Annotated in this window: 16 protein-coding genes and 1 riboswitch; of the genes, 3 read left to right on the plus strand and 13 right to left on the minus strand. The window is 65.6% G+C overall.

The window, feature by feature from the left end; translation table 11 throughout:
* Nucleotides 1–47: 47 nt before the first annotated feature.
* Together K410_RS0133745 and K410_RS0133750 are read right to left on the minus strand one after the other, a co-directional pair.
* Nucleotides 48–464 (minus strand): PAS domain S-box protein, encoded by a 417-nt coding sequence (locus K410_RS0133745; RefSeq protein WP_028138960.1) that lies wholly within the window; start codon nt 462–464, stop codon nt 48–50.
* A 140-nt stretch (nt 465–604) separates the two neighbouring features.
* Nucleotides 605–1741: a 2'-deoxycytidine 5'-triphosphate deaminase gene (locus tag K410_RS0133750; RefSeq protein WP_155253806.1), complete on the minus strand. Its 1137-nt coding sequence runs from the start codon at nt 1739–1741 to the stop codon at nt 605–607.
* Nucleotides 1742–1821: 80 nt separating this feature from the next.
* Nucleotides 1822–1901: riboswitch (SAM riboswitch) on the plus strand.
* A 75-nt stretch (nt 1902–1976) separates the two neighbouring features.
* On the opposite strand from K410_RS0133750, the gene K410_RS0133755 reads away from it, so the two are divergent.
* Entirely contained in the window at nt 1977–3164 is a 1188-nt protein-coding gene (locus tag K410_RS0133755) for an O-succinylhomoserine sulfhydrylase (RefSeq protein ID WP_028138962.1), read from the plus strand.
* A 178-nt stretch (nt 3165–3342) separates the two neighbouring features.
* Here K410_RS0133755 and K410_RS0133760 read toward each other — a convergent pair whose 3' ends face one another.
* Genes K410_RS0133760 through K410_RS0133770 form a run of 3 tightly spaced genes read right to left on the minus strand, consistent with a single transcriptional unit; the run spans nt 3343 to nt 6380 of the window.
* The gene (locus K410_RS0133760; protein ID WP_028138963.1) at nt 3343–4335 is read right to left on the minus strand and encodes an SGNH/GDSL hydrolase family protein; all 993 of its coding nucleotides are present in this window, start codon (nt 4333–4335) and stop codon (nt 3343–3345) included.
* A gap of 12 nt (nt 4336–4347) precedes the next feature.
* Entirely contained in the window at nt 4348–5130 is a 783-nt protein-coding gene (locus tag K410_RS0133765; RefSeq protein WP_028138964.1) for an SGNH/GDSL hydrolase family protein, read from the minus strand.
* On the minus strand, nt 5130–6380 hold the full coding sequence (locus K410_RS0133770) for an OpgC domain-containing protein (RefSeq protein ID WP_028138965.1): 1251 nt from the start codon (nt 6378–6380) through the stop codon (nt 5130–5132). Before K410_RS0133770 ends, K410_RS0133765 begins: the two co-directional genes overlap by 1 nt.
* Nucleotides 6381–6582: 202 nt before the next feature.
* Here K410_RS0133770 and apaG point away from each other — a divergent pair, with 202 nt between their 5' ends.
* The gene (gene apaG / locus K410_RS0133775) at nt 6583–6975 is read left to right on the plus strand and encodes a Co2+/Mg2+ efflux protein ApaG (protein WP_028138966.1); all 393 of its coding nucleotides are present in this window, start codon (nt 6583–6585) and stop codon (nt 6973–6975) included.
* An 899-nt stretch (nt 6976–7874) separates the two neighbouring features.
* Here apaG and K410_RS0133780 read toward each other — a convergent pair.
* The 3 genes from K410_RS0133780 to K410_RS0133790 form a co-directional block, all read right to left on the minus strand.
* On the minus strand, nt 7875–8894 hold the full coding sequence (locus tag K410_RS0133780) for an Hsp33 family molecular chaperone (protein WP_028138967.1): 1020 nt from the start codon (nt 8892–8894) through the stop codon (nt 7875–7877).
* Nucleotides 8895–9170: 276 nt separating this feature from the next.
* On the minus strand, nt 9171–10106 hold the full coding sequence (argF, locus tag K410_RS0133785; RefSeq protein WP_028138968.1) for an ornithine carbamoyltransferase: 936 nt from the start codon (nt 10104–10106) through the stop codon (nt 9171–9173).
* Nucleotides 10106–11314, minus strand: coding sequence for an aspartate aminotransferase family protein (locus tag K410_RS0133790; protein ID WP_028138969.1), 1209 nt, complete (start codon nt 11312–11314; stop codon nt 10106–10108). The genes argF and K410_RS0133790 overlap by 1 nt, the downstream gene beginning before the upstream one ends.
* 469 nt (nt 11315–11783) lie before the next feature.
* Between K410_RS0133790 and K410_RS0133795 the strand changes: the two genes are divergently transcribed.
* Nucleotides 11784–12293 (plus strand): GcrA family cell cycle regulator, encoded by a 510-nt coding sequence (locus tag K410_RS0133795; RefSeq protein ID WP_028138970.1) that lies wholly within the window; start codon nt 11784–11786, stop codon nt 12291–12293.
* Between the two features lie 229 nt (nt 12294–12522).
* Here the strand turns inward: K410_RS0133795 and phoB are convergent, their stop codons facing one another.
* The 5 genes from phoB to pstC are packed head-to-tail and all read right to left on the minus strand — an operon-like array spanning nt 12523 to nt 16639.
* Nucleotides 12523–13230 carry a phosphate regulon transcriptional regulator PhoB gene (phoB, locus tag K410_RS0133800; RefSeq protein ID WP_008143479.1) on the minus strand — a complete coding sequence of 236 codons (708 nt, stop codon included), beginning with the start codon at nt 13228–13230 and terminating at the stop codon, nt 12523–12525.
* Nucleotides 13231–13253: 23 nt separating this feature from the next.
* Nucleotides 13254–13970 (minus strand): phosphate signaling complex protein PhoU, encoded by a 717-nt coding sequence (gene phoU, locus K410_RS0133805; RefSeq protein WP_028138971.1) that lies wholly within the window; start codon nt 13968–13970, stop codon nt 13254–13256.
* Between the two features lie 11 nt (nt 13971–13981).
* Nucleotides 13982–14803, minus strand: a complete 822-nt coding sequence (gene pstB, locus K410_RS0133810) for a phosphate ABC transporter ATP-binding protein PstB (protein ID WP_028138972.1) — start codon at nt 14801–14803, stop codon at nt 13982–13984.
* A complete protein-coding gene (pstA, locus tag K410_RS37650) occupies nt 14800–15645 on the minus strand; it encodes a phosphate ABC transporter permease PstA (protein WP_049820429.1) in 846 nt (281 codons plus the stop codon). The genes pstB and pstA overlap by 4 nt, the downstream gene beginning before the upstream one ends.
* A gap of 4 nt (nt 15646–15649) precedes the next feature.
* Nucleotides 15650–16639 carry a phosphate ABC transporter permease subunit PstC gene (gene pstC, locus K410_RS0133820; protein WP_028138973.1) on the minus strand — a complete coding sequence of 330 codons (990 nt, stop codon included), beginning with the start codon at nt 16637–16639 and terminating at the stop codon, nt 15650–15652.
* Nucleotides 16640–16782: the final 143 nt, after the last annotated feature.

Below are 16782 nucleotides of genomic sequence, written 5' to 3' on the forward strand. Positions count from 1 at the left end.
ATCACGCCCGTGCAGGGCGCCCTGCGCGATGGCCCGTCAATTCCGCATCACGAAGTTTGCGGCGGCGCCTTGGCCGCGCGCTCACGCTCGACCCGCTCGGTGACATCGCGCGCCATCGCCACGGATCCGAGGACGTTGCCGGCGGAATCCCGCACCAGGGCGAACGTCATCTCGATGTAGAGCTTGCGTCCGCTCTTGTGCAGCGCGCGAGTCAGCGTCGGCTTGCCCGCAAGCTTCATGCTGCCGCTGGCGAGCGCGGCCTCAAAGCCCTTCCAGTGCGCGGCGCGCAGATGCTCGGGAATGATCAGGTCGAGATTCTGGCCGAGCGCTTCCGCAGCGGAGAAGCCGAACAGGGCCGCCGCGGCACCGTTCCAGCGCATGATCGTTCCCGAGCGATCCGAATAGATCAGCGCATCCGCGACGCCTTCGGCGATCCTTGCATCGAGTTCGGATTGATTGGTCATATGCTCACCTCGTAGCCCGGATAAAGCCACCGGGTCGGCGCGGAGCGCCGCCCGATGACAGGCTCCGCGCAATCCGGGATCGCGCCACAAGTGAGACTGCCCCGGATTTCGCTTCGCTCCATCCGGGCTACAGGATCGGGCTACACCCGAAAATGCTTCGATAGTTTGAGGCCCTGGGCCTGGTAGTTGGAACCGATACGCTGGCCGTACATCGCATCAGGTCGGGCCAGCATCTTCTCGTAGACGAGACGGCCGACGATCTGGCCGTGCTCGAGGATGAACGGCACTTCGCGCGAGCGCACCTCCAGCACGGCGCGCGCGCCCTGTCCGCCGGCGCCGGCATAGCCGAAGCCGGGATCGAAGAATCCGGCGTAATGCACCCGGAACTCGCCGACCAGGGGATCGAACGGCACCATCTCCGCGGCGTAGTCTGGCGGCACCTGCACGGCTTCTTTGGAGGCGAGGATGTAGAACTCGCCGGGATCGAGGATCAGGCTGCCGTCGGGACGGGCCGACATCGGCTCCCAGAAATCCTCCACCGCGTAGCCGGAGCGACGATCGACGTCGACGACGCCGGTGTGGCGCTTGGCGCGATAACCGACGAAGCCGCCCGCTTTCTCGCCGGACAGGTCGACGGAGACGGCAACGCCACCGGAGAGATCGGCATCGTCGACATCGACCAGACGCTCGGCAGCGTGCAAGCCGTCGAGCTCGTCGGCGTTGAGGATGGCATCACCGGTGCGGAAGCGCACCTGGCTGAGGCGCGAGCCCTCGCGCACCAGCACCGGGAACGTCTTCGGGCTAATCTCGGCGTAGAGTGGACCGTGATAGCCGGCGCCGATCATGTCGAAGCGGCGGGTGCCGTCGGCGATCACGCGGGTGAAGACGTCGAGCCGGCCGGTGGAGCTCTTGGGGTTGGCGGCCGCGACGATCTCCGGCGGCAGCGCGAGGCTTTCCAGCAGCGGCACGATGTAGACGCAGTTGGTCTCCAGCACCGCGCCGTCGGCGAGGCTGAACTCGTGCAGCTTCAATTCGTCGATGCGCTCGGCGACGGTGGCCCCGGGACCGGGCAGGAAGCTGGCGCGGACGCGATAGGCGATGTCGCCGAGACGCAGATCGAGGCTGGCCGGCTGGATCTGGCTCTCGACGAAGTCGTAGGCGGGCCGGATGAGCCCCGCCTCCGCCATCGCCGCGATCATGCGGTCGGGCAGGATACCATTGGCGTCGGGCGCGACCGTGAACGTCAACCGGGGGTCCTCATCAGGGGTCAAATGCATCCGGACATGCCGGAAATACAGGTCTTTTACGGCTATCCGATGGACGCCTTGACGGAAAGGGCATTGCCGAATATGAGCATCACTTATCCCGTGGTGATTTGAGCCGGCCGGCTTGCAGCCACGTTAAATAAGTCGCTAAACAGGCCGGGGACCTCTGTGATCCCGGCCCGTGGAGATATCCAGGCCGGTTTTTTTGTGACCGCTTTCGACGAGGCGGTCATGTCGGAGGTACCCTATGTCGAAGTCGACCGCCAACTACCGCCCCGAAACCCGCCTGGTTCATTCCGGCACCCTGCGCTCGCAATATGGCGAGACCTCGGAGTCGCTGTTCCTGACCCAGGGCTATGTCTACGACACCGCCGAGCAATGCGAGGCGCGGTTCAAGGGCGAGGACCCCGGCTTCATCTATTCGCGCTATTCCAATCCCACCATCGCGATGTTCGAACGCCGCATGATCGAGCTCGAAGGCGCCGAAGCCGCCCGCTCGGCGGCGACCGGCATGGCCGCGGTGACGACCGCGATCCTGGCGCCGCTGAGGGCCGGCGATCACGTTGTGGCCTCCCGCGCGCTGTTCGGCTCGTGCCTCTACGTCGTGCAGGACCTGTTGCCGCGCTACGGCATCGAGACCACGCTGGTCGACGGGCTCGATCTCGACCAATGGCAGCGCGCGCTGCGGCCCAACACCAAGACGTTCTTCCTGGAGAGCCCGACCAACCCGACGCTCGACGTGCTCGACATTCCCGCCATCGCCGAGATCGCGCACAAGGGCGGTGCGCGGCTCGTCGTCGACAACGTGTTCGCAACCCCGATCTGGCAGAGCCCGCTCGCGCTCGGGGCCGACGTCGTGGTCTATTCCGCGACCAAGCACATCGACGGCCAGGGCCGCTGCCTCGGCGGCATCATCCTGTCCTCGGAAGCCTTCATCGCCGAGCACATCCACAATTTCATGCGCCAGACCGGGCCGTCGATCTCGCCGTTCAACGCCTGGGTCCTGCTCAAGGGCCTGGAGACGCTGGGCGTGCGGGTCCGTGCGCAGACCGAGACCGCTTCGCGCATCGCCGAGGTGCTGGCGAGCCATCCGAAGATCTCGCGGCTGGTCTATCCCGGCCGCGCCGATCATCCGCAGGCCGCATTGGTGAAGAAGCAGATGCGCGGCGGCTCGACGCTGGTCGGCTTCGAGGTCAAGGGCGGCAAGGCGGCCGCGTTCCGCGTGCTCAACGCGCTGAAGCTTGCGAGGATCTCGAACAATCTCGGCGACGCCAAGAGCCTCGTCACGCATCCGGCCACCACGACGCATCAGCGCCTGAAGCCGGAAGACCGCGCCGCGCTCGGCATCGGCGAAGGCTTCATTCGCTTCTCGGCGGGGCTCGAGCATGCCGACGATCTGATCGAGGACCTGACGGCGGCGCTGGAGAAGGCGTGAAGCGCTGACCCTCCCCTGGAGGAGGAGGGTCGGCTCACATTGAGCGCAGCGAAATGTGAGACGGGGTGGGGTGACGGTCTCTCCACATCCAACAGTGCCCGAGTGGAGAGATCACCCCACCCCGCTCGCGCTGCGCGCGATCGACCCTCCCCCTCCAGGGGAGGGTGAAGCAGACCTCTCACATCGGCCGGTACGTCCGCACGTCCGCGGGCACGTTGACGCCGAGCTTGATCTGGCCGACCGAGCGGATGATGTCGTCGCCGAGCAGCTGGGCGAAGCAGGCATAGCCCCAATCGTTCATGTGCAGGCCGTCGGCGATCACGAAGCCCTCGACCGGAATGGCCTGCTTCTCGTGCCAGTCACGCATCACCTCGAAGCGCGGGAAGATTCCGACGTGACGGAGCTCGGCGACCTTGCTGAGCAGCTTCACCATCTTGCCGGCGCTCTCGGCCCGCTGGTTGACGGCCGGCGAATATTGCGGATCGACCAGCACGATGTCGGCGCCGCCCGCGGCCTGGATGCGGCTGATGCCGTCCTCCACCATCTTGGCGGTTTCGCCGGGATCGAGATTGCGCAGCACGGCGTTGGTGCCGACCTGCCAGATCACGAGATCCGGATGCATGTCGATCACCTGCGTCTGAAGGCGCTTCATCATCTCAGGCGCGTCCTCGCCGCCGACACCGGCATTGATGACGCTGATGTCGGCGGTCGGATAGTGCCGGCGCAGCTGCGCGGCGAGACGATTGGGGTAATTGAACTCCGGCGAGCTCGCGCCGAATCCTTGAGTCGAGGACGAGCCGAACGCGACGATGACGACGGGCAGCCCGGCAACGAGCTTGCCCGCGACGTGCGGCAGCGAGCCCATCGCCTTCGAGCCACCCTTCGGCGGCTGGCAGGGCACGCGGTTGAAGATGTCGCTGGCGGATTTGGCGGCCTGCTTCACCTTGTCGATGGCACGCGCCGTGATGCCGCGCTGCTCGGGCGAGGTCGCGGCGACGGCGGTCTGGGAGGGCGAGGCCGGCGCGGGATCAGCCGACTGTGCGGGGGCGGGTGTCGCCTGCATGGCCGGCGTCTGGGCCTGCGATTGCGGGGCCGGCAGCAGCGACAGCAGCACTGCGGCTGCAGGCGCGGCCAGCCATGCCGTCAGGCAAAAAGGGCGGAGAGAACTCATTAACGCTAGACCTCAATTTTGCTGCTGGGCCGGCTCCCCACGGGCTGCGTCGATCACGAACTGTGCCAACGCCCGGCCAAGGCAATCATGGACCTGTTTCGCCAGCTCGGGCCCGCGGGACGGGCTGAACAGGTCGAACTGACCCTGGTCATTCCACTGCCGCATGATCGCGAAGCGATCGAACAGCGGAATGTCGTGCTCCTGCGCCACCACCCGCATGTTGTCGAGATAAGGCGGCGCCGAGATCATGGTCTCCGTACGCGGGCTGTATTGCAAGTTCATCAAGACGACGTCAGCCCCTGCATTTTGCAGCGCAACAACCCCCTCGGTCACCGCGCTACGAAATTCGTCGGGATCGATGGATCGAATAGCATCCACGGTCCCGGTCTGCCAGATCACCAAAGTAGGCGCTTTTGCTTCCATCAGCTTAACGAAGGTAGACGCGGTCTCCTCTGCTGTCTTCTTGCTCTGTATTTCTACGGAGACGTGCACCACCTCGGACGCCGGCAGCTTCTCCTTGAGGATCGCCTCCATTCGCGCCGGATAGGAGCTGCTCTCCGAGGATGGAATCGTGGTCGAGCGGCTGCCGATGACCAGGATGTCGAGCGGCTTGCCGGCCTTGAGCGCATCGGCGACCTTTGTCAGCCGGCTTTCGCTGGTGAGCAGATAGGACGGCAGCTCACAGGCTGCGGGCGCATTATTGGTGGCGGCAGGCGCAGCATCGCCCGCGCGCGCCAGGGGCGCGGCGAGGCTACCGCATAGCAGGATCAGGCTCAGGAGAACCTTCGCCTTCATCAGCCCCCTCCCGCCAGGTCGGCGTTGCCGGCGGCGTTCTTGGTCTTCGTACCGCTCTTGTCAGCCACGCGCTTGTACCACGAAATCACCCAGGCTACGCCCCACATGATCAGCACCCCGGAGAGACTAATTAGCGCATGCATGGCCGCGCCGCCGGAGACTTCGGCGAGGATGAAATGGCCGGCAAAGGCCAGGAAGACGCCGAGGCAGAAGATCTCGAGGGAATGCTGCCCGCATAGAATCAATGGTCGCAGCCAGCGCGATTTCAAGCCCGGCCAATCCCGGGGCAGGAAGCGCACGGTGAGCGCCGCCAGCGCCAGGAAATGCGTGAAGCGCAGCACGTCCAGATCGGTCTTGTTGATCGGATACATCCATTGCTCGACCAGCTTCGGCATGAACTGGGAGAGCTGCGGCACGTACCAGGTCAGCGTCACGTAGAACGACGCGATGAGATAGGCGATCGCCAGCCACATCGTGACGCGTGACGACAGAATGCGCGACATGCGGCGCGCCCCTCCGAGCGCGCACCAGGCACCGAACACGAACAGCAATTGCCAGGCGAAGGGGTTGAAGGCCCAGAAGCCGTTCGGATACGCCGACAGATACAGATCATACTCCCAGGTCACCGCGTAGAGCACGACCGAGAGGGCGAGCGTGACGTCGGGCCGCCATTTCATCGACCACAGGATCAACGGCAGCGCCAGCATCAGCACGATATAGAGCGGCAGCACGTCCATGTTGACGGGGCGGAAGCGGAGCAGCAGCGCCTGCACGATGGTGACGTCGGGCTGCTTGAGGAAATCCATGATGCCCATCTCTTCGGTGTAGAGCGGGTTCTCGAAGCTGGTCGCGACGTAGGAGATCTCGGCGAGGAAGATCGTGAACAGGAAGACGTGGGCGACGTAGATCTGCCAGACCCGGCGCAGGATGCGCGCGGTGGCGATGACGACGCCGCTCTCCAGCATCGCCCTGCCGTAGACGAAGGCGGCGGTGTAGCCGGAGATGAAGATGAAGATCTCGGTGGCGTCGCTGAAGCCGTAATTGCGGATCGTGAACCAGGTCAACACACTGGGCGGCAGATGGTCGATGAAGATCAGCCACAGCGCGAGCCCGCGGAACAGGTCGAGCCGGAGCTCGCGCTCGCCGATGGCGGGCAGCGTGATGGCCGGCGCCCTCGCACGCGGCTTCGTCCCCTCAGATGCGGCAGTTCCCGTGATCGTCGATCCCGTCACTTGGTCGGCAATGGTCATCGGGGCGCAAAAACCTTCCGCAAATCGCGGCGTGTCAAGGAGTGTACCGGTCCGGTCGTTACCCCACAAAGCGGCCGGGTGCCATGGGGGTTTGCCGGTGCCTTCCCTGGGGTGTCATTCCCTTCGAATTCTGGCGGGACGATGTCGCCAAAGCCGTCCAGGGCGTTTGGTTCCGGAGCCGGATTTCGCTATGGTAGCAGCCATGTACCGCGCCGTGACCCGCCACATCGAAGTGACCGTCGAGCCGAACTTTGTTCCGGAGCAGTCGTCGGCCGACCGCTCCCGCTACTTCTGGTCCTACACCATCGTGATCACCAATTCGGGCGAGGAGACCGTGCAGCTCAAGACGCGGCACTGGATCATCACCGACGCCTCCGGCCGCCAGCAGGAGGTGAAGGGCGAGGGCGTGGTCGGCGAGCAGCCGATCCTGGCCCCCGGCGAGCGCTTCGAATACACCTCGGGCGTCCCGCTCTCGACCGCCTCCGGCTTCATGACCGGCCGCTACCAGATGGTCAGCGAAAGCGGCGAGCGCTTCGAGATCGACGTGCCGGCGTTCTCGCTGGACAGCCCGGACAGCAAGCGGGTGTTGAATTAGGGGCGACGACGCCGTCAAGTAGGATGGGTAGAGCGCAGCGAAACCCATCACGCATCTGCTCGCGGAAGGGCGATGGGTTTCGCTGCGCTCTACCCATCCTACGAGATCGAGCTTGTGGCGGGCAGCTCAGCTTGCAGACACGCCTTCTTGTTCTCGCGGCCGATTTCGCCCGAGCTTTGCTTGCGTCTCCACCCTCAAATCCAAGAGGGCGCAGGGAAGGCCGGGTGCTGACAACGCACCCGCGGTCTGCTGCGCAAAATGCACACGCAGAAGAACCGCACAGCAGCATACAGGTGGTGCCGATCACTCGGCCTTCCCTGCGCGATGGTCGGACGGCTTATGCCGCGCTCTCCCGGGAGCCGAATGTCCTTCTGGCCTCCCTCGCCCCGCGAATTGATGCAGTCTGCCCGGTTGGGCTCGCTCGCATCTCCGCTGGACTTGACCGTAGCAACGACGGCCAGGACCACACGGTTTTGCCGTACGCACGGCCCGCCCTTTCGCCGCAGTATTTCCTGGCTCCGTCGACAGAGCCGGAAACTTACAGGCGAGACGAAGCCTAGCAGCGCCGTTCGTCCGCACGCGGTTACGGGCTCACAGGGACTACCCGCCCTGCCCGCACCTCTCGTGCCGACGCTGCCGCGTCCACCGCAAGCCCGGCTCGCGATCAAGACGACCTCGAGATCGCCCCTCCTGGTTGAGCCGGGATGAGCGACACATACGCCATTTCCGAATTTCGGTAAAGTGGAATATTTTCGCGCTGATGGATTGACAGAGGCCGACACAGGCACGGTGCCGTAGCCCGGATCGAGCGCAAGCGTAATCCGGGACGATGCGAGATGCCGGGCGAGCGGCCCCGGATTACACTTCGCTCCATCCGGGCTACGAGGCGACGATGTCGCTCACGCGTCTTCCACGCCGGCCTCGTGCGGGGTGAATTGATAGACCGACGAGCAGAACTCGCAGGTCACGACCACCTTGTCGTCCTTGACCATCGCGGCGCGATCGTCGGGCGAGAAGCTCTTGAGCATCGCGGCGACCGCATCGCGCGAGCAGGAGCACTGCGCCTTAAGAACCAGCGGATTGAACACGCGCACGCCGCGCTCGTGGAACAGGCGGAACAGCAGCCGCTCGCCGGACAGCTCGGGATCGATCAGCTCGACGTCCTCGACCGTCTCGATCAGCGAACGCGCCTCGACCCAGGCATCGTCCTCGGTGACGGCATGAACCTCGACGCCGTCAGGGGCATCGCCGGGATGCAAGTCCGCCTGCCGCGCGCGCTCCGGCGCCTTCGGCAGAAACTGCATCAGCATGCCGCCGGCGCGCCAGCGATGCTTGCCGCCGTCGCTGGAGCGCCATTCCTCGCCGACCGCCAGACGCACCTTGGTCGGGATCTGCTCGGAGCGCAGGAAATATTCGTGGGCGGCGTCTTCCAGGCTGCCGCCGTCGAGCGCGACCAGGCCCTGGTAGCGACTCATGTCGGGGCCCTGGTCGATGGTCATGGCGAGATGACCGCGGCCGAGCAGCGCGCCGGAACGCATGCCGGATTCTTGGGCCTCGCCGAGACGCGCGGCATCGAAGCGGGCATAGGCGCGCAGGCGATCCGGCGCCTGGTAGTCCACCACCAGGAACGACACCGGACCGTCGGTCTGGGCCTGGAGGATGAAGCGTCCTTCGAATTTCAGTGCCGAACCGAGCAGCGTCGTCAGCACGATGGCCTCGCCGAGCAGCTTGCCGACGGGCGCGGGATAATCGTGCTTGGTCAGGATGTCGTCGAGCGCCGGGCCAAGCCGCACCAGGCGCCCGCGCACGTCGAGCGCATCGACCTCGTAGGGCAGCACGGCGTCATCGATCGGAACTGCGGATGGCGCGCGAACCGGGCCTTCGGACCCGGTCTTCATGTCAGGAGATTGGGAAACCATGGCGCTCTATCTGGGGTCGGAGGTGGGAAATGGAAGGGGCGCGTTCCCGATGCGATGAGGGTGCACAACGCTACAGCAAACCCGGTGTCGTCCCGGGGCGCGCAGCGCGCGAGCCCGGGACCCATAACCACGTCATCCTGCGAGGTGGCAACTCCCAGTCCTCGCCAAACCACGGCCTGTGGTTATGTCCCGGATCGGCGCGCCGCTGTGCGGCGCTTGTCCGGGACGACAATGGTGGATGCGGCGGCCACCGCAGCCACTGCTTTTTCGCCCGGGCTACTTCACCGCGTCGAAGCACCAGGCCAAGATGCCCTTCTGCGCGTGCAGGCGGTTTTCGGCCTCGTCGAACACGACCGATTGCGGGCCGTCGATCACCTCGTCGGTGACCTCCTCGCCGCGATGGGCGGGCAGGCAATGCATGAACAGCGCGTCTCGCTTGGCGAGCGACATCAGCTTGCCGTTGACCTGGTAGGGCTTGAGCACGTTGTGGCGATGCTCGCCTTCCTTGTCGCCCATCGACACCCAGGTGTCGGTGACGACGCAATCGGCGCCGCGCACGGCGGCTTCCGGATCGGTGCCGAGCACGATCGGCGCGCCGGTCGCCTTGATCCAGTCGCGCATCGCCTTTTTCGGCGCGAGCTCCGGAGGGGTGGCGACGTTGAGCTGGAACTTGAAGCGCTCGGCGGCGTGCGCCCAGGACGCCAGAACGTTGTTGTCGTCACCGGTCCAGGCCACCGTCTTGCCCTCGATCGGGCCGCGATGCTCCTCAAAGGTCATGAGGTCGGCCATCACCTGGCAGGGATGCGAGCGCCGCGTCAGGCCGTTGATGACGGGCACGGTGGCGTTGGCCGCAAGCTCCAGCAACGCATCGTGATTGAGGATGCGGATCATGATGGCGTCGACATAGCGCGACAGCACGCGCGCGGTGTCGGCGATGGTCTCGCCGCGGCCGAGCTGCATCTCGGCACCGGTGAGCATGATCGCCTCGCCGCCGAGCTGGCGCATGCCGACGTCGAACGACACCCGGGTCCGCGTCGAGGGTCGCTCGAAGATCATCGCCAGCGTCTTGCCCTCGAGCGGCCGGACCGGCTGATGCGCCTTCTGCTTCGCCTTCATCGCGCTCGACGCGGCGAGCATGCGCTTGAGCTCCGACAGCGGGAGCTCGTTGATGTCGAGGAAGTGCTTCGGCGTCTTGGTCGGCGACTTGCTCATCAGCTTGCCGCCCGCTTGCTCTGGCCGGCCGACAATGCGGCGCAGGCACGCTCCAGCCGTCCGACGCTGTCCTCGATCTCGGCTTCGGTGACGATCAAGGGCGGCAGGAAGCGCACGACATTGTCGCCGGCCCCGACGGTCAGGAGCTTTTCGTCGCGCAAGGTGGCGACCAGGTCACCCGAGGGCACGACGGCCTTGATGCCGATCAGGAGGCCCTCGCCGCGCACCTCGCTGACGATGTCGGGGTGACGGTCGATCACGGAGGCGAGCTTCTGCTTGAGCAGCAGCGACATCTTCTGCACGTGGTCGAAGAAGCCGGGCTTGAGCATGACGTCGAGCACGGCGTTGGCTGCGGAGATCGCCAGCGGATTGCCGCCGAAGGTCGAGCCGTGCGAGCCGGGCCCCATGCCGGCCGCCGCGTCCGCGGTCGCCAGCACGGCGCCGATCGGGAAGCCGCCGCCGAGCGCCTTCGCCAGCGACATCACGTCGGGCGTGACGCCGGTGCGCCGATACGCGAACAGATCGCCGGCACGGCCCATGCCGGTCTGCACCTCGTCGAAGGCGAGCAGCAGGCCCTTCTCGTCGCAAAGCTGGCGCAACGCCTTGAGGAAAGCGGGCGGTGCCGAACGCACGCCGCCCTCGCCCTGGATCGGCTCGATCAGGATACCGGCGGTGTCGGGGCCGATCGCCTTCTTGACGGCTTCGAGGTCGCCATGCGGCACCTGGTCGAAGCCATCCATCGGCGGACCGAACCCTTCGAGATATTTTGCCGATCCGGTCGCAGCGAGCGTCGCCAGCGTGCGGCCGTGGAAGGCGCCTTCGAACGTGATGATGCGGTAACGCTCCGGGTGCCCCTTGGAGAAGTGATGATGGCGCACCAGCTTGATCACGCCCTCCAGCGCCTCGGCGCCGGAATTGCAGAAGAACACCAGGTCGGCAAAACTCTCGTGGCACAGGCGCGCGGCGAGCTTCTCGCCGTCCGGGCTCTGGAACAGGTTCGACATGTGCCACAGCTTCGTCGCCTGCTCCTGCAACGCCTCGATCAAATGCGGGTGGCAATGGCCGAGCGCATTGACGGCGACGCCCGAGGTGAAATCGAGATAGCGATCGCCATTGGTCGCGATCAGCCAGCAGCCTTCGCCGCGCTCGAAACCGAGGTTGGCCCTGGCGAAAACGGGGAGCAAATGCGGGGCTGCGCTGTTAGTCATGACGGCCACATGATGTTGCGGACGGTGTGAGGCGTGCATTGCGCAACGCACCATCCACCGGCCCGGAAAACGAAACGTGCCGCCTTTTAAGGGCGGCACGCACAACTATCTTAGGCCTGGTGAAACGGGTGTCAATGCCGCCCGAAAGCCCCAGGAAACGGTGGTGAAACGGTGATTCCGTAGTCTTGCGGTGGCGATTTTGCGGGTTTTTCACCACGGAACATGTGGAAGCGAGTCGGCGGACTCTTGCGCGCGAGTCACGCCATATTGTAGCGTTTGGCTTGTCAGATACGACATCTCGTGCGGCAGTTCTGATCCCAAGAGTCCTCATGTACCGGCGTAAACGTTCGGGCGTCAGTTGCGCGCCCGGCGAGCCCTAAGGGATTCGAGCGGCACGGGTTTTTCGAGGCTTAGGCATTCGCCGCACGGACCGCCAGGATGGCAACCGCGCGGCGAGGGAAAGGGTGCAATGACGGTTTTGACCTGGTCCGACGATCGCGTCGAGCAGCTGAAAAAGCTCTGGGAGGCCGGATTGTCGGCCAGCCAGATCGCAGCAGAGCTCGGCAATGTGACCCGCAATGCCGTGATCGGCAAAGTGCACAGGCTCGGCCTGTCCGGCCGCGCCAAGAGCCCTTCGTCGGCCGCGCCCCGGCCGCGCAAGGCGCGTCCCGCCCAGCACATGATGCGGGTGAGCCGCCCGATCGCGCGCGGCAACACCGCGCTGGCGCAGGCCTTCGAGGTCGAGGTCGAGGCCGAACCCGTCACCTACGACAACGTGGTGCCGATGAGCCAGCGGCTGTCGCTGCTCGAATTGAACGAGGCGACCTGCCACTGGCCGGTCGGCGATCCCTCGAGCCCGGATTTCTTCTTCTGCGGCGGCAAGGCGCTGTCCGGCCTGCCCTATTGCGCCCAGCACTCGCGCGTGGCGTATCAGCCGGCGGCGGATCGCCGCCGCGCGGCACCGAAGCCGACGCGCTGAGCGAGATTTAGCTGATCGTAAAGACGGCAGCCGTCACACGACGGCGCCTCAACCAACTCGGTGTCATCCCCGCGAACGCGGGGATCCATAACCACAGGGCGCAATTGTTGCGCGAGATGGTGACTTCGAGTCTTCGCCAAACCACGTCCTATGATTATGGGTCCCGGGCTCGCGCTGCGCGCGCCCCGGGATGACGGCCGAGCTCGCCAAACCAGCTCTCGCTGGAGCTTTACGTCTGCTCCGCCTTGGCGAAGCGATCGTCCAGCGCGTAGCCGGCGCCGCGGACGGTGCGGATCGGATCCTGCTCGCGGCCGAGATTAAGCAGCTTGCGCAGGCGGCCGATATGGACGTCGACGGTGCGCTCGTCGATGTAGATGTCGCGGCCCCAGACGCTGTCGAGCAGCTGCTCGCGCGAGAACACGCGGCCGGGATGCTCCAGGAAAAACTCCAGCAGGCGATATTCGGTCGGGCCGAGATCGATCGGGCGGCCGGAGCGCGCGACGCGGCGCTTGTCGCGATCGAGCTCGATGTCGCCATAGGCCAGCACGGTCGCGAGCCGCTCCGGACTGGCGCGCCTGAGCAGGCCTTTCACGCGCGCGAGCAGCTCCGGCACAGAGAACGGCTTGACGATGTAATCGTCGGCGCCGGTCGCAAGGCCGCGCACGCGCTCGCTCTCCTCGCCGCGCGCGGTCAGCATGATGATCGGCAGCTGCTTGGTCTCGGGCCGGGTGCGGAGGCGCCGGCACAGCTCGATGCCGGAGAGGCCCGGCAGCATCCAGTCGAGCACGATCAGATCGGGAATGTGTTCCTTGAGGCGGGTGTCGGCGTCGTCGCCGCGCATCACCGTCTCGACGTCATAGCCGTCGCCTTCGAGGTTGTAACGCAGAAGCTCAGTGAGAGCTTCCTCGTCCTCAACCACCATAATGCGTGCGCCCATGTTGTCGTCGCTCCTTGAGGTCTTCAGGTATTCGGGATCGTCGTGGCGAAATTGGTCATGTCGCCCTTCGGCCGCTTGTCGGTGATCGCCTGGCCCTCGATCATGTAGAACACGGTCTCGGCGATGTTGGTGGCGTGGTCGCCGATGCGCTCGATGTTCTTGGCGCAGAACATCAAGTGGATGCAGAACGAGATGTTGCGCGGATCCTCCATCATGTAGGTCAGGAGCTCGCGGAACAGCGAGGTGCAGATCGCGTCGACCTCCTCGTCGCCCTTCCACACCGCCATCGCCGCCGGCAGATCGTGCGCGGCATAGGCATCGAGCACGCTCTTGACCTGCTGCTGCACCAGGTCGGTCATGTGCTCCAGGCCGCGGAACAGCTTGAGCGGATGGAAGTCGGTCTCCAGCGCGGCGACGCGCTTGCCCATGTTCTTGGCGAGGTCGCCGATGCGCTCGAGGTCGGTCGCAACGCGCATGGCGCCGACGATCTCGCGCAGGTCCACCGCCATCGGCTGGCGGCGGGCGATGGTGAGCACGGCGCGTTCCTCGATGCGCTTCTGCAGCGCGTCGAGATCGGCGTCGATGGCGACGACGCGCTGGCCGAGCGCGACGTCGCGGCGGATCAGCGCATCGACGGAATCGACGATCATGCGCTCGGCGATGCCGCCCATCTCGGCGACCAGGCGCGTGAGCTCCTGGAGGTCGGTGTCGAAGGCCTTTGCGGTATGTTCAGTACCCATGTTGCGTCTCCTCAGCCGAACCGGCCGGTGATGTAGTCCTGCGTCCGCCGGTCGGTCGGCGACGTGAAGATCTTGCTGGTGTCGTCGAACTCGATCAGCTCGCCGAGATACATGAAGGCGGTCTTGTCGGAGACGCGCGCCGCCTGCTGCATGTTGTGGGTGACGATCGCGATCGTGTAATTCTCGGACAGCTCCTGGATCAGCTCCTCGACCTTGGCGGTCGAGATCGGGTCGAGCGCCGAGCACGGCTCGTCGAACAGGATCACCTCGGGCCGAACCGCGACGGTGCGGGCGATGCAGAGGCGCTGCTGCTGGCCGCCGGAGAGCGACAGGCCGGAGGCGTTGAGCTTGTCCTTGACCTCGTTCCACAGCGCGCCGCCGCGCAGCGCCTTCTCGACGCGGTCGTCCATCTCGGACTTCGAGATCTTCTCGTAGAGGCGGATGCCGAAGGCGATGTTCTCGTAGATCGTCATCGGGAACGGGGTCGGCTTCTGGAACACCATGCCGACCCGGGCGCGCAGCAGGTTGAGGTCGAGCTTGGGGTCGAGAATGTTGGTGTGGTCGAGCAGCAGCTGGCCGGTGGCGCGCTGGCCCGGATAGAGGTCGTACATCCGGTTGAAGATGCGCAGCAGGGTCGACTTGCCGCAGCCGGACGGGCCGATGAAGGCGGTGACGCGGTTAGTGCCGAGCGCCAGATTGATGTTCTTCAGCGCATGGTGCTCACCGTAGTAGAAGTTGAGGTTGCGCGCGGTGACCTTGGCAGGCGCCTCGGGCAGCGGCTGCGAGCCGGGGTGAACGGTCGGCGCGCTGACGGAAACAGACATTTCACTCATTTTGCAGTCCTCTCGGCACCAAGGATGCGGGCGCCAATGTTCAGGGCAAGCACGGTCAGGGTGATCAGCAGCGCGCCGCTCCAGGCGAGCTGCTTCCAATAGGCATAGGGGCTCTGCACGAAGTTGTTGATGGTGACCGGCAGGTTGGCCATCGTCTTGTCGAGGCCGAGGCTGAAGAACTGGTTGGACAGCGCGGTGAACAGCAGCGGCGCGGTCTCGCCGGCGACGCGCGCCGTGGCGAGCAGCACGCCGGTGATGAGGCCGGAGCGCGCGGCGCGATAGGCGATCCGCTTGATCACCAGCGAGCGCGGCAGGCCCAGCGCGCTGGCGGCTTCGCGCAGCGGGTTCGGCACCAGCAGCAGCATGTCCTCCGTGGTGCGCACCACGACCGGGATCACGATCACGGCGAGCGCCAGCGCACCCGCGATCGCCGAGAAGCCCCGCATCGGCACCACCACCGCGCCGTAGATGAACAGGCCGATGATGATCGAGGGCGCCGACAGCAGGATGTCGTTGATGAAGCGGATCACCGAGGTCAGCTTGTCGTTGCGGCCGTACTCGGCAAGATAGGTGCCGGCGAACAGGCCGAGCGGCGCGCCGATGCCGACGCCGATCACGGTCATGATGACCGAGCCGACGATGGCGTTGCGCAGGCCGCCCTCGGTCGAGCCCGGCGGCGGCGTGTCCGCGGTGAAGATCTGCACGTTGAGGCCGCTGAGGCCGTTGTAGAGCAGCGTGACCAGGATCAGCGCGAGCCAGGTGACGCCGAAGGCGGCGGCGGCGATGCAGAGGCCGCGGATGACGACGTCCCAGCGGCGGCGGCGTGCATAGATCGGATTCATGGCTTCACTTCCCCGCCTTGGTTTCCAGGCGCATCAGCATCAGCCGCGCGGCCGCGAGCACGAAGAACGTCAGCACGAACAGCAGCAGGCCGAGCAGGATCAGGCCGGACTGGTGCAGGCCGTCGCTCTCGGCGAACTCGGATGCGATCGCCGCCGAGATCGTCGTGCCCGGCGCGAAGATCGAGGAGGAGATGCGGAACGAATTGCCGATGATGAAGGTCACCGCCATGGTCTCGCCGAGCGCGCGGCCCAGCGCCAGCATGACGCCGCCGATGATGCCGACGCGGGTGTAGGGGATCACCACGCTGCGGACGACCTCCCAGGTGGTGCAGCCGACGCCGTAGGCGGCTTCCTTCAGGACCGGCGGCACCGTCTTGAACACGTCGACCGAGATCGAGGTGATGAAGGGCAGCACCATGATGGCGAGGATCAGCGCGGCGTTGAACAGGCTGAGATAGGACGGGGGACCCGCGAAGATCGCGCCCAGCACCGGGACGCCGTCGAACACCCTGATCATGAACGGCTGGAAGGTGTTGGCCAGGAACGGGCCCAGCACAAAGAAGCCCCACATGCCGTAGATGATCGAGGGAATTCCGGCGAGCAGCTCGATCGCCATGCCGATCGGGCGGCGCAACCATTGCGGACAGAGCTCGGTGAGGAAGATCGCAATGCCGAGACCGACCGGAATGGCGATCAGCATGGCGATGAAGGAGGTGACGAGCGTGCCGTACATCGGCCCGAGCGCGCCGAGCACGGGCGGATCGGCCGACGGCGCCCAGCGCTGCGTCCACAGGAAGGAGAGGCCGTATTCCTTGATCGCCGGGAACGCGCCGATGACAAGCGACATGATGATGCCGCCGAGAATGAGCAGCACCGAGATCGCGGAGAGCCGCGTGATCCAGTAGAAGGTGACGTCGCCGAGCTTGAACGCGCCCAAGGCCTTGGCACGGTCATACGGTCCGGCATCGTCGATTACATCGCTCTGAACGGCCATCTCTGCCACGCCGATCCCCTGTACCCGTTATATACGCTTTTGCTGGTCTCGTGCCCCGGATGCGACGCAGCGCGAAGCGCTGCTGATCCGGGGCCCAGTTCTTGGAGGTGCCGGCTCTGCGGAGCAGCACACTGGACGATGCT

This window comes from Bradyrhizobium sp. 22 (genome assembly GCF_000482425.1).
GTDB lineage: Bacteria > Pseudomonadota > Alphaproteobacteria > Rhizobiales > Xanthobacteraceae > Bradyrhizobium > Bradyrhizobium japonicum_B.